Here is a 12,888-nt window from a genome sequence, read left to right on the forward strand (position 1 = left end):
TGAGTATATGCATAGCGCTTGCCAAAAAGAAGCGAGCCGCAGGGTTATCGGGTTGGCGTGCTTTTTGTTGATAGCAAATTGGTTTAGACTGCGCCCCTTGATCTCAATCTTGTCGTGGAAATGATGAATATCCCCAGCTCCGAAATGATAATGCGTTGGTTGCAACAGGCTCGTATCGAGCACTATGTCTGCGACCAGTGTCACGGTATCCACATTGTCTCTTTGCAGTCGGTCGATGGTATTCAGGAGAGCCGGATCTTCGTGGAAGAGGAAGGCCTGCTGTTCTCCTCCGAGCTGGAAGTGCGCCCCTCCGCCATGCTGCCGCTGGTCGCCGAACTGGGCCGACTCAATATGCAGTACCCCTCCCTCAAGGTGTTCCTCGATATCATCGATGACAACTTGCCGCGGCTGGTTGTCGGCCACACCGTCTTTACCAAGGCCGGACTCAGCGTCGAGCAGTTCCTGCTGTTCGTGCAAAGTACCATCGCTGCCACCCACGAACTGGTTGCCGAATGCGAACGTTCCGGCTTCCTCAACCTGGCGGAAATCCAGGTTGCTCCGGAATCTGTGCATTAAGTGTTCGAACGGTTCGCCAGACGAAAAAAGCCGTTGACGCGGGCGGGGCTTTCCCCTAAATTACGCCCCGTTCCAGCGCAACAGCGCAGCGAACACCGTGTTGGCTGAACACGTTAAACCACAGACCAAAATTTGGTGAGGTGTCCGAGTGGCTGAAGGAGCACGCCTGGAAAGTGTGTATACGGCAACGTATCGAGGGTTCGAATCCCTCCCTCACCGCCAAATTGCAAAGCCCTGATGGAAACATCAGGGCTTTTTGCTTTCTAGCGCAATCCCAACGTGGTTGCTGGTATAGGACTGCAAATCTTCGTTCTTGATAGCGCAGCATCTGGCTGAGCCGATTGGTCAATCGCAGTGAAAAGCCGCACTGAGCTTGACGCCATACCCAAGCTTGTTCCTGTCAAACTTTCCGTCGAATTCAGTAAAAGGGCCTCTCGCAAGAGAGGCCCTTTTCATTACTCACTGATTTGTCTTGATTGGAGTTTATAAGGCATTTAATGGTGATACCGGATACCGGATACCGGATACCGGATACCGGATACCGGATACCGATTAACGCTCCACGGTCTGCGGATCCGGTGGCAGGTTCAGATGCTTGGTGATGGCCTGATAGAGCTGGGGGTAGTTATCGTCAAAATGATGCCCTCCCGGCAGGGTGACGGTCGTGACGTTGGGCTGGTTGAGACGGGGGCAGAGACGGTCGTCGTCATCGTCATCGGCACCTTGCAGGCAGAGCATCGGCAGGTCGCGGATGGTCTTCACTTGCGGTTCGGTCGGGTAGCTGCGGGCCTTGTGAGTCAGCATGTCGCTGACATGGATCTCGAAATCCGAGCTGGTGGAGGGGGAGATCATCACGGCCCCGACCAATCCCTGACGATAGTGCTCCGGCAACCGGTTGATGACGAAGGGGACAATCTCGGCACCAAACGAGAAACCGACCAGCAACCAGCGGGGGCGCTGCCAGCGAGTTTGATAATCATCGAGGATCCGCTCCAGATCGGCGGTCACCTGCTCCGGGGTTTTCTGCTTCCAGTAGTAGGTGAGGGAACTCCAACCCACGACCGGCATGCCGTGCAACTGAAACTGGGCGCTCAATCCCTTGTCGAGGGCTGCCCAGCCGCCATCGCCGCTGAGAAAGATCACCATGGGGGCATCGGATGGCTGCTTGACCGGCAGCTCAATCAGGCTCAGGTCATCCTTGACCGGGGCGGCGTGCGCCGCAAACGACGAAACGGGCAGTACGAGACTGAGTAACAGCAATATCAAGGCTCTCATTGGCCATGCTCCTATTTCTTGATCAGCCCCAGCGGGCCGCGGCTAATCAGGGTGATCAGGTGAGTCAGGGTTCTGGGCAGTACCAGCTTGCTGCTGCAGAGCAGGTAGCGGGGTTCCCAGTGGGGCGAAAATTTCTCCTTGTAGCGTCTGAGCCCCTGGAAGTTGTAAAAGCGGCTGCCACGGACGAACAGGGTATTGCCAAGGCGGGCCCAGTAGCCGTTGAGCGGGTGATCGTTGAAGCCGGACATGGGGGCCATCCCCAGATTGAAACTGGCGTACCCCTGCGCCTTGCCCCACAGCAGCAGCTCGACAAAGAGAAAATCCATGATGGGGGCGGTGCCGGTATCCAGGCTGTAGCGCATCAAATCGATGGAGAGCGTCTCCTTGTTGTCGCTCACCCAGAGGTTGGCAAAGCCGACGATTTGCCCCTCGTGCCACACCAGCGCAGCCGGGCTCAAGGTCAGGTAGTCAGGCTCGAAACGGCCGACCGAGAAGCCCTTCTCCTTGCCCATCTTGCTCTGCAGCCAGCTATCGGAGACGCTCTGCAACCTGGGCAGCAGGGGGGCCACCGCACTTGCCTCGACCACCTCGAAGGTCAACCCTTCCCGTTTGCCCTTGGCATGGCTCTGACGCAGGTTGCGCAGCCGGCTGCCAGCCAGATCGAAGGTAGCCAGATCGACCATCGCCTCTTCACCGAGCTTGAAGGGGATCAGCCCCAGCTCCAGATAGAGCGGAAGATAGCGGGCCGAGACTTGATAAAAGACCGGATTGGCGTCGTGCTCATCGCATCGCTCGCGAAATTGCCAGAGCAGCTCTTCGATCTGCTCGGGGCGACCGACGGGATCACCCATCACAATCCAGCTGTTGCCCTCGATGCCATACATCAGGAAGGCGTCGCCGGCGGGGTGGAACAACAGGGACTTGTCCTGTAGCTGGGCCAGATAGCCGTGGATCCCCCCTTCACGCACCACCAGCTCGTGGGCGCGCGCCAGCGTCTCCTTGTCCGGCTTTTCACCGACCACGCGCAGCGGTGCAAGCAGCTGGGCAACCCCGGCAACGGCCAGCACGGCCACCACGCTCCCCATGGCGCGCAGGCCGCGGGCAGCCCCGCCGTGGGGCGAGAAGTGGAACCAGAGGGCGTGGTCATACTCCACCTGACGGTAGGAGAAGAGCAGCAGCCACAGCGCCCCCAGCAGCACGGCGCCGACCGAGATGAGCCAGCCCGGGGTGTACTGGGGATAGAGCAGCGACCCCTTGCGATAGAAAAGAGAGCGGCAGGGAGTCATGATGAGCAGGAAGCTGCCGAGCAGCAGGGCTGACTCCCAGTCCCCCCCCTTGAGCAGGGAGAAGGCGATACCCAGAGCCAGCAGCAGCTGGGTGATGCGAAACGCGGCGTCGTGACGGCGATAGAGGCTGCGAGCCAGCAGGATCAGGAGGATACCGCTCACGCTGCCGAGCACGTGGGAGAGCTCCAGCAGGTGGAGCGGCAGCACTTGCAGCCACACCTCGATGTGGCTGCGCATGGTCGGGATCATCCCCGAGCAGAGCAGCAGGCTACCGGCGGCGAAGGTGCCCATGCTGATAAGGGCAGGCAGAAATTCGCGCACTGCGCTCATCAGCCCCTGTAGCCGCTGCCAGCGCGCTTTTTGTTGCAGCATCTCCTGACTCGCAAAGAGCAGCAGGGCACAGAGAAAGGGAAGCAGGTAATAGATGCAGCGATAGAGCAGCAGCGAGGCGAGCAGCTTGTCGGTTGGCAGATAGTTAGCCAGCAACAGGCTCATGCTCGCTTCGAACACCCCAATCCCGCCCGGCACGTGGGCCAGCACCCCGAGGAAGCTGGCCAGCACGAAGGCACTGAGCAGCACGGGGTAGGGGACGCTATCTGCAGGCAACAGCACAAACAGCACTGCGGCGGCGGCCATCCAGTCGGCCAGCGCGACCAACAGTTGCAACAGACGAACCTTGAAGCCGGGCAGGATCAGGCTGTGTTCGCGCCAGGAGAGACGGTGTGTGGGCCAGCAGAGGTAGCAGGCCACCAACAGCAGAGCCATCATGCCCGCCAGCTTGAGCAGGCTATCTGCCCACTGCGGCCAGTCAGGCAGCAACTGTGATACATCGCAGGTCAGTAGGGCGCCACCTCCCCACGCCAGCAGGCCGAGGAAGAAGGTGATGGAGCAGAACAGCACCACGCGGGCCACTTCTCCGGTGGCGAGCCCCAGTGCGGAGTAAAGGCGATAGCGTACCGAGGTGCCGGTCAGCAGGGCAAATCCCAGGGTGTTGGAGAAGGTGTAGGCGATAAAGGAGGTGATGCTGACCTGTTGCCAGGGAAGGAGCTTGCCCAGCGCATGGAGCGCCAGCATGTCATAGCTGCAGAGACAACCATAACTGAGCAGGGTCAGCAACAGGGCGCCCGCCAGTCGCGGCAGGGGTTGGGACCAGATGGCCAAACGAATATCGTGCCAGTGCCATGTCTGGGTCAGGTGATACAGCACGGTCAGTGCGGTGCCGAGCAGCAGCAAGCTGCACAAGGGGCCGAGCCATTTAAGCAGATGACGCCACATGCCATGTTCCTGTGGTCATTGACCGTTTCCCGCAAAGGGGGAGCCGGGTCGTGGATCCGGTTTGGACGAGGGAGGCGCTCGTCAGGAAAATTTCGGGAAGAGATGGAAAGGGAGGCGTCAGCCTCCCTTTGTGTTATCCAGTGACCGGTTGGATCACTTGGTTTTCGGCGCGACTTTGACGGCAGGGGTCTTGGCGTGGGTGGCTTTATGGTGTTTTTTCACCACCTTGGTCTGGGTCGCCTGCGGTGTGGCTGTCTTGGTCGGTGTGGCCGCCATGGTGAAACCGGAAGTGAGGGCGAAGACGGCTGCCAGGGTCAGGGGAATGATCTTTTTCATGTTCAATTTCCTTATTCGGGTTGATGTTATGGAGCGTTCTCCATGACAGTCATCCTATGACGGTTGCGGCGGCCCTTCAGTGAGCGGTTGGTGACGGTTTGTATCCAAATGTACAGGCAGGGTGAGGCAGAAGCGGGCGCCGTGGTCACTGGCCAGCAACGCCACATCCCCCCCGTGATGACGGGCAATGCTGCGCACGATGGCCAGCCCCAGTCCGGTGCCGCCGGTGCGGCGATCCCGGCTTTGATCAAGGCGCACGAACGGTTCGAAGATCTGGGGCGCCAGCGCCGGATCGATCCCCGGTCCATCGTCGCTCACCTCCAGCAGATAGTTCTCCTGCAGCCGCGAGATGGAGAGGGTAACCTCGCTCTCGGCGTAGCGCAGAGCATTGCCGATGAGGTTCTCCACCGCGCGGGTCAGCAGACGCTGATCGCCGCACCAGGGCATGTGGCGTGGCGGCAGATCGAGGGTGAGCCTCTTCTCGGGTGCCAGCGCTTGCCAGTCGCCGAGATGCGCTTGTGCCCAGTGGCTGAGTTCAAGCTCGTCCCGTTGCAACGGCAACTCGGGTCTATCCAGCCTGGCGTAGGTGAGCATCTCTTCGATCAGGGCGTCCAGCGCTCCCAGATCTCGCTCCAGCGCCTGCTGCTCCTGCTCGGCAGGGGCAGGATCGAGCATGGCAAGCCGATAGCGCAACCGGACCAGCGGGGTGCGCAACTCGTGGGCGATGGCATCGGTCAGTTGCTTGCGGCTGGCAATCATGGCCTGCAATTGGGTCGCCATTTGATCGAAGGTGCGTCCCACCCGGGCCAGACTGCTGCCCGGTGGCAGATTGGTTCGGCAGGAGAGATCCCCATCGCCTACGCGACGTGCGGTTTGCTCCAACTGCTGCAAGCCGCGCCAGTGGGGACGTAGCCACAGAAGGATGGGCAGGCCGAGAGAGAGGCCGATCACCAGCAGCAGCCCCACATCGACCCAGTGCAGCTCGTGCAGGTAGGAGAGGTAGGGTACAGGGCCGACAATCAGCACCCGGTCGGTATCGGGGATGCGCTGCAGGAAGGTGTCATCCTCCTCGACGATGACAATATTGCCAGCGGCCAGAAAGGCCTGATCCTCGCTGGCCAGCGGCTGGCGCACCAGCTCGCCGATCTTGAGGGGGAGGGTAAACTGACTGCTCTGCTCGGCCAGCCGAGCGGGCCAGCGCTCGGGCGGGGTTCTTGCCAACTCGCCGGTCAACAGGCCAAGGGATCCCTGCATCATGCGTTCGAGATAGCGATCACCCGCCCGTTCGGCGGTCACCTGATAGACCACACCCACCAGCAGGATGGCGAGGGTGAAGCAGCCTATCAGCAACAGATAGAACTGGATAAAGAGACGGCGCATGGCGGTGCTCCCGAAAGAGGGTTATTCCCAGGCGTGGGGGACGAAGAGGTAGCCTTTCTGACGCACTGTCTTGATCCGGGTCGGGTTGTCGGGGTTATCACCCAGTTTTCGGCGCAGGCGGGAGATGGCCACATCCATGCTGCGATCCTGACCGTCGTACTCTCGGCCGCGCAAGCTGCGAAAGAGGGCTTCCCGACTCAAGATTTGGCCCGCGTGACAAGCGAGTTCCCACAGCAGATCAAAGTCGGCGGTCGAGAGGGCAATGCTCTCGCCATCGAGGCGCACATCTCGCCCCGGACCATCCACCCGCAGCCGACCAAATTGCAGCTGCTGGGGAGCACTGCTGGTGGCGGCCGGTTGGGTTGATGTTTGCTGGTGCTGACGAAACTGCACCCGAAGTCGGGCCAGCAGCACGGGGGGCGGGGTGGTTTTAAGGATGTAGTCGTTGGCACCCAGCTCCAGACTCAGGATCTGGTTCATGTCGCTATCAAGCGAGGTGAGCATCACGATGGGGCCGTCGAAGCGCGGCCGCAGATCCCGACAGAGGGACATGCCATCTTGCCCTGGCAGCATGATATCGAGCAGCACCAGATCGGGCTGTTCGGCCTCGACCCGGGCCAGCGCCATGTCCCCTCTGGGCTCGAGGGTCACGTCCATATCGTGGCGACCGAGCCAACTGCTGATGAGCTGGCCAATCTCGGGATCATCTTCGACAAAAAGAATGCGTTGCATAGAAAAGCTCCAACGGAAAGCAGGAGAGAAGAAGAGCGATCAGCATATCAATGGCGCTTGGGAAATACAGAAAAAGAACCGGGCAGGCTGATGTGCGGGGGAGCGTGGCTGTGTCATCGATGGGGAGAAGCCATCGTGACAAATGGGCGGAGCCGCGTTTATCGAGCTGGAGGATGACCTTTCAGACAAGGCAAGGCGCTGTGGAGCGCAAAACAAAAAAACCGGCCAAGGCCGGTTTTTCGTGGAGCAGACCAGAAGTCACTGCACCAAGTCGATGGACATCACCTTGCGGCGATTATCGACAGAATAATGGGGTGGCTGATGGGGCTCGAACCCACGACAACCGGAATCACAATCCGGGACTCTACCAACTGAGCTACAGCCACCACTAAAATCTTCATCAACACTCGCCAATCCAGAAGAAAAGGACAGTATCAATGGCGCGCCCTGCAGGATTCGAACCTGCGACCCACGGCTTAGAAGGCCGTACCTGTTAATAGAGTTAAAATGTCATCAGAATACGTCAAACATCAAATAAATATAATACTTTAAAATCAATGTCTTATTGCCGTTAAGTCTGTCTAGGTTAGCTGAGGAAATTTTATGTTGCCAAAATTAGCACTTCAGGTTTCTGCATTTTTAGTTGTTTTTTTGATCTAAAATGGATCATTCACTCGCTCGTACGCAAAAAAAATGAGCCTCGATAGAGGCTCATTTGGGGCGATGCAAGAGGCATTTGTCACATTGGTCAATTATCGTTTTAAGCGTTGCGCTTTCGAACTGAGTCCACCCAAAATTGAATCTGCAATCTCAGTGGGAAATGTATCAGGCAATTGCTGACGAACGATTGATATTACCTCATCCAGATTATCCGTCAGTTCGCTGATGATTTTTTCCATCTGCACTTGTTCAAAACCAATCGCCTTGGCCGTTTGATAAAAATGGCGAGGAAATATCTGCTCTATCGCGTATTTTTTGCCCTTGGTTGCAGTAAGCCCCATGGCCAACTTGGCATCACGGGGATGTAATCCTTTACCACCAAATGCAGGATACATGGAAAGGATGTCGTAAAACGGTGTAAGCCGGAAACGCCCTTCAGGTTCGATAAACACCGAGAAATTCTTGGCATGGCCATCAGTGGCAGCCAGCAGCCAGAACAACACCTGAGACTTCATAAACAGGTACCGATCCTGCTCCGGCGTGGCCGATCCCAGCAGGGTCGTCATGATGTCAGCAATGCCCGGTCCACCATGGCTCTCGTACTTGCGTGCTGACGGTACATTCAACACCTGGCAGAAGTCCTCTTGGGGCAGGCGCATGATCCAACTGCGATCCGTGGCGTAGCGCCGATCGAAGCGTTCCACCGCCAGAGCCTTGACCTTGCCGACCTGCATGATGAAGCAATGGGGAACCGGAAGACCCAATGCTTTGGCGATCAGGGTGCAGAGATATTCGTTTTCTACGCTCTGGGAGAGGTCTATCGAGTAGGAGTGGCTTTCGATCTTGCCAATGGGCAGCTTGATAATGTGGGTGGTTGGGGTCGCTGCATGCGGTAAGCACCAACGGTTGTCGAGGTAGAGTAACGCGGTCTTTTCCTGAGCCCCGGCGATGGATATCCGAAAATCGTCCTCTTCCCTCACCATACCAAGCGGGATCCCTTGCTGGTAGCTGGTCATGATCTGCTCCAGTTCGGCGTCAGAGAGCGGCTTGCACTCAATGCGCTTAACGTCTGGCACAGGTCTGCCCTGAGCCACCAGTTGCAATGCCCCCACGCTGTCCTGGCCAATACAACTGAGCAGATCAAAGGGTTGGGTGGAATCGGCTTGATAGCGCGCCACCACCCGGTTTCTTACTTCCGGGTTATCTGGCAGCAGATTATCGAAGAAGTTATAGGCCTCATCGCCCTGGTAGCGCTGCTGGCGTAATGGCATGGAGAGCGAGATGGGGCGGCTGCCTGGCAACTTCACCCACGATTCATCGTACTGAAATTGGTGAGCACCATTGGTCGCCTTGGTAAAGGTACCTACCCGGTATCCGTTCATGTAGACCGTCAGGCTGGCCATTACCACTCCTCCTTCCAGCCAGGCGTGGCGTTTTCCGCAGGATCGGTGCGGGGCCTGATATCGAGGGAGAGTTCCAGTGCGGCGAGGATCTTGAACAAGGTCTCCAGCTTGGTTGACTCGGGATTGAGCTCGAAGCTGGACACCGTGTCCTGCCTGATCCCCACCTTGCCGGCCACTTTGCCTTGGGAGAGCTTTTGCGAAAGCCTGGCATCCTTGAGACAGGCACTAAGTTGCTTGGCGCTGGTTACTTTCATGATTTGACTTACCTGGTAGCGTAATTTCTTTTAATTTACACGCTGTGGCAGGTATATCAATATTTACCTGCTTTAGGCGGTAAATGTTTTTCACACGCTAAAGGCGGTATTTAACCTTGATCCTCAGGTATGGGTGTCGCACTTTCGATTCAAGGGGCCATTAAAACAAGGTGTAACGAGTTTCAGCAGGAGTGCACTGGGGTTGGCGCAACAAAAGCCAAGGCGGCGATGGTGCGTCGGTTGATCGTCTCTGTCAGTGAGTGAGTCCATGATTGTTGCGATCGCTTCACGGGAGCTCACAAGTTCGCACCCGCGTTCGCTTCTTTAAATACCTTCTTGAATTGATGAGCACGAAATTTTGCCAATCTAGCCGAGGTTTCTCGGGAAAATTTGCAAATGCAGTGATGGTGTCATACCAAGCAGCCACCTCCATTGAAGATCTAAACTGGACAGGTCCCCAGTGTTATCGAAAACGGGGGGGCGCAACCAACAAGGTAACTCTGACATGTTGAAACCCATTCTGGTACAGCTCCGAGAGGCCTTGGCCGAGCTGCCCTACTTCACCCATATCGACAACCAGCATGACTACGAAAGTGCGCTGGCACTGATAGATGAGCTGGTGGATGACTACGATAACAACGTCCAGCTGTTAGACCTGCTGGCGGCCAGCATTGAGCGTTGGGAAGATAATGCTGAAGAGTTTGCCGAGTTTAACCGGCGGGTGGCGGCCATCCCTGCGTCATCATCGACATGAACCACTAGGCTAACGTCTTGCCGCCGGGCGCAGCCTACCGCATGAAGTCCGAGCACGACAACAAGCTGCTGATGGATCTTCGATCCAAAAATCGGATGGTTGCACACACTCCAGGGTGGTCAAAATTGGACGCTGAAAACCCCGGATGGATGAGTCAGACAGGAATGCCGCCTGACGGCCTTTGCTTTTCAGTGGTTCGTCTCCATCGGAAGCGCCCAAGTGAATTCCCCTTTATTACTACACCGGGGCCCAGATCAGCAGGCGCTGCCAGTTCGCTCACACAATGAGGGGAGGAGGGCCATGACGCGATTAATGCTGCGATGACAATAAGGGGCATCGTAGCGTTGATCTCCAGCCCGCGCTTGATCAACGTTGACTTGCAAGAGCTGAGGGTAGTGATGGCAAGGATGGGATTCTAAATCATAGGTCCTCCAGGTTGACGCTGACGAACTCCGACCGTTTGACTCGCTCATCGACAATACGGTTCAGCTCGGCATCTTCGGCCAGTTCCAGATAGTAGGCGTAGAGCTCAGGCGGCACACAATAGAATGCTGGCTCGTTACGATAGAGGATGGCGACGGCATCGCCTTTTCCCTCTTTGATGGTCCCCATTGGATTGCGTCTGAGCTCTGTGATATTGGCAGTGGTGGCTGCCAGGCTTTGGTAACTCATGATGATGTCCTCGGCATAGAGCACCGCACTATGGAATACCTTAATAGATACTCAACTCGACGATTGTCACAGTATCAATCAGCGCCCATGTTGCGCTTTCCACGCGATAAACTCCGAGGGCCGTAAACCATAGCGTGCCAGAACACCTTCATGCAGCCTTCGCAACTCTTCAACAATCAGTGCCTGTACGGCCGATCGCTCTTGCTGCGGGACGTTCTCTGACACCGCTTGTTCAATGGTGCTGAGTGGATCAAGTTGGATCGACGTGACGACCCCACGGACAGTCTGTTTGATAAGATCCCGCCATGCTAGGCGAAGTGGGTCAGGTTCGGCGAGATCCCGCTTGATGGCAAGATATTCTTGGGTTGAACGTTCATAAGCCCACACGTACAGGTCGCGTAGCAGTTCGATGCGGGCCATTTCGTACACACCGAGGGTGGCGCGGCTGTAGGCCTGTTCTGGTACATCGAGGAAGGTGAGCGGGCAGAGGTTGCCACGAAACAGGGGGAGATTCGCGGCCAGGCGGGAAGTGCGTTTATTGATGTCGGCAAAAGGTTGTAGGTAGGGCAAGTGCACCATCATGAAAAACGATTGTTCAAACGGATCGTGGATCTGATTGGCTTTGCTCAGCACCTCGTCCAGCACCTCTTCGATTTGTTGTGCCGTGGATAACGGGCGATAGATACTTTTACTGATGTCGACAGCATGTTGGCGAATGCGCCCCTCATCGGCAGGGTTGGGTAGCAAGTTTTCCGCCAGGGCGCTGTGCAAGTTCATCAGGGTGTAGCGGTTAAATTCGGCACTGTCGATGTTTTCGACCAGTAACTCGATCGCGGTTTTATGGTTCAGGATCATCTGCGTTTCGATGGCTCCCTTACCCCGCGCGGCCTTGCCGTGCTCGATAAGTTCACGGGTGTCTAGCCTGCTATAGGTATTACCTTCCAGGTGGCTCGATGCCCATGATAAGTCGATCAACAAACGGTTCAGGATCGCTCGACTGTATGTGCCGGCAGGCTCATCGATGTCTGTGGTCTTGCCCATGTTGTGCAACTGACGGCGCAGTGATTCGGACAGGTAACAGGTTTCGTTGGGATGATATGCCTGCAAGAAATCATGCTGATAGCCCACGGGCTTGCGGGCTGGGAGGGGCTGGTCGATATAGGCAAGGATATCCAGGCTGTCGGCAGAGAGTGGGATGAACGCGGGGAAACTGTCCACCTTGGCTATCCGGGGCTCGGTATGGCTCTCGGAGTCAGCATGATAGCGGCGAGCCCGTCCTTCGCCTTGGGCTGTGATGTGGCCGCTTTCAATCAGCTTGGCTATCAGGCGCTGTGCGGTGCGTCTGGCAATGCTCGGGTGGCGGCCCAGCAGTTCAGCCAGCGTCAATCCGCTTTCGGATCCCCTGATAGTCTCTAGTAGGTCTGTGGTCGCTGACATCGTGTTTGTTGGCGCGTTTTTCATATATATGGCGCCATTTTGGCGCAGTTAACTAAACTGCGCCAGTTTTAGTGGCAAGTTTGGCGCAGTTTTGCGGTGGCTTCATAGGTTAACGTTTGGGGTTTGAAAGAGTCCTGCATCGTTGATGGTATGGTTTAGATGGGCTAGTTTAAAGGCGCAATGATACAGGGAGCCGCCTCGCCATGTCCTACGCTGCTTATCGTTCTGTTCGCCAGATCCGCCAACCGAAGGGGCTGATGGCCTCGCTGGCCTTGCCCCAGGAGCTTGTGGGGGCGCATCATCTCATTGTGGCTGGAATGGCTCCCTCCATCGTCAATGAACTGGCTGCGTTGCTGGGCTGCGACGTCAAGATAGTCTGTCAGCTGGTTGGCATTGACCGCTCGACGGTGACACGCAAGCGCACTGCGGCGGCCCTGCTGTCCCGCGCTCAGAGTGCCCGTATCTATTCATTCGTTAGTGTGATGGAGGCTGCGGAGTCGCTGTTCGAGGGGGACAGGGGGAAGGCGCTTGAGTGGTTGAACAAACCTGCCCGGGCGCTGGGAGGAAACCCTCCTGCTACTTTCCTGACGACCGCAGTCGGAGCTCAGGCAGTTATCGATCTCATCGGTCAGATTGAGCATGGCGTCGTCGTTTGATGGCGACCTATCTCGCTGAAGGCGTTACCGCTCGACAGCGGTGTCCAGCATGTGCAGGAGAAAGCCAAGTATTGTTCAATTGACGTCACCCGAGTCAGTCACATTCCCCCTTGCATATCGGCTAAATGATCCCGCTCCCTCGACGATTACCCACTTGGTGAATTGCATCTCCATTCCTGACTTCATTCACAG

Annotated in this window: 12 protein-coding genes and 2 tRNA genes; 4 read left to right on the forward strand and 10 right to left on the reverse strand. The window is 57.1% G+C overall.

Features of this window, described 5'->3' with window-relative positions; genetic code table 11:
- Positions 1 to 120: 120 nt before the first annotated feature.
- Positions 121 to 576 carry a YbjN domain-containing protein gene (locus VF684_RS13420; protein ID WP_082628315.1) on the forward strand — a complete coding sequence of 152 codons (456 nt, stop codon included), beginning with the start codon at positions 121 to 123 and terminating at the stop codon, positions 574 to 576.
- Positions 577 to 710: 134 nt separating this feature from the next.
- A tRNA-Ser gene (locus VF684_RS13425) sits at positions 711 to 798 on the forward strand.
- 330 nt (positions 799 to 1,128) lie between these two features.
- Here the strand turns inward: VF684_RS13425 and VF684_RS13430 are convergent.
- The 8 genes from VF684_RS13430 to VF684_RS13465 all read right to left on the reverse strand — a co-directional run bounded on the left by VF684_RS13430 (position 1,129) and on the right by VF684_RS13465 (position 9,177).
- Complete coding sequence (locus tag VF684_RS13430; protein ID WP_376898496.1) at positions 1,129 to 1,851, reverse strand: AcvB/VirJ family lysyl-phosphatidylglycerol hydrolase; 723 nt, start codon at positions 1,849 to 1,851, stop codon at positions 1,129 to 1,131.
- An 11-nt stretch (positions 1,852 to 1,862) separates the two neighbouring features.
- Positions 1,863 to 4,412: a bifunctional lysylphosphatidylglycerol flippase/synthetase MprF gene (mprF, locus tag VF684_RS13435; protein WP_440174310.1), complete on the reverse strand. Its 2,550-nt coding sequence runs from the start codon at positions 4,410 to 4,412 to the stop codon at positions 1,863 to 1,865.
- Between the two features lie 153 nt (positions 4,413 to 4,565).
- Positions 4,566 to 4,748 carry a hypothetical protein gene (locus VF684_RS13440; protein WP_005337116.1) on the reverse strand — a complete coding sequence of 61 codons (183 nt, stop codon included), beginning with the start codon at positions 4,746 to 4,748 and terminating at the stop codon, positions 4,566 to 4,568.
- Positions 4,749 to 4,802: 54 nt separating this feature from the next.
- Entirely contained in the window at positions 4,803 to 6,128 is a 1,326-nt protein-coding gene (rstB, locus tag VF684_RS13445) for a two-component system sensor histidine kinase RstB (protein ID WP_047438323.1), read from the reverse strand.
- Positions 6,129 to 6,149: 21 nt separating this feature from the next.
- A complete protein-coding gene (gene rstA, locus VF684_RS13450) occupies positions 6,150 to 6,860 on the reverse strand; it encodes a two-component system response regulator RstA (RefSeq protein WP_257724835.1) in 711 nt (236 codons plus the stop codon).
- A gap of 310 nt (positions 6,861 to 7,170) precedes the next feature.
- A tRNA-His gene (locus VF684_RS13455) sits at positions 7,171 to 7,246 on the reverse strand.
- Positions 7,247 to 7,612: 366 nt separating this feature from the next.
- The gene (locus VF684_RS13460; RefSeq protein WP_005329232.1) at positions 7,613 to 8,923 is read right to left on the reverse strand and encodes a type II toxin-antitoxin system HipA family toxin; all 1,311 of its coding nucleotides are present in this window, start codon (positions 8,921 to 8,923) and stop codon (positions 7,613 to 7,615) included.
- Complete coding sequence (locus tag VF684_RS13465; RefSeq protein WP_005329233.1) at positions 8,923 to 9,177, reverse strand: helix-turn-helix domain-containing protein; 255 nt, start codon at positions 9,175 to 9,177, stop codon at positions 8,923 to 8,925. The genes VF684_RS13460 and VF684_RS13465 overlap by 1 nt, the downstream gene beginning before the upstream one ends.
- A 505-nt stretch (positions 9,178 to 9,682) precedes the next feature.
- Here VF684_RS13465 and VF684_RS13470 point away from each other — a divergent pair.
- On the forward strand, positions 9,683 to 9,931 hold the full coding sequence (locus VF684_RS13470) for a hypothetical protein (protein ID WP_010674978.1): 249 nt from the start codon (positions 9,683 to 9,685) through the stop codon (positions 9,929 to 9,931).
- Between the two features lie 420 nt (positions 9,932 to 10,351).
- Here VF684_RS13470 and VF684_RS13475 read toward each other — a convergent pair whose 3' ends face one another.
- Both VF684_RS13475 and VF684_RS13480 read right to left on the reverse strand, forming a co-directional pair.
- A complete protein-coding gene (locus tag VF684_RS13475) occupies positions 10,352 to 10,603 on the reverse strand; it encodes a type II toxin-antitoxin system Phd/YefM family antitoxin (RefSeq protein WP_010674977.1) in 252 nt (83 codons plus the stop codon).
- A gap of 78 nt (positions 10,604 to 10,681) precedes the next feature.
- The gene (locus VF684_RS13480; RefSeq protein WP_021140687.1) at positions 10,682 to 11,989 is read right to left on the reverse strand and encodes a Fic family protein; all 1,308 of its coding nucleotides are present in this window, start codon (positions 11,987 to 11,989) and stop codon (positions 10,682 to 10,684) included.
- Between the two features lie 254 nt (positions 11,990 to 12,243).
- Here VF684_RS13480 and parS point away from each other — a divergent pair, with 254 nt between their 5' ends.
- Complete coding sequence (parS, locus tag VF684_RS13485; protein ID WP_021140686.1) at positions 12,244 to 12,696, forward strand: type II RES/Xre toxin-antitoxin system antitoxin; 453 nt, start codon at positions 12,244 to 12,246, stop codon at positions 12,694 to 12,696.
- Positions 12,697 to 12,888: the final 192 nt, after the last annotated feature.

It is taken from the genome of Aeromonas sp. Lyrl_2, from assembly GCF_051948815.1.
GTDB lineage: Bacteria > Pseudomonadota > Gammaproteobacteria > Enterobacterales > Aeromonadaceae > Aeromonas > Aeromonas veronii.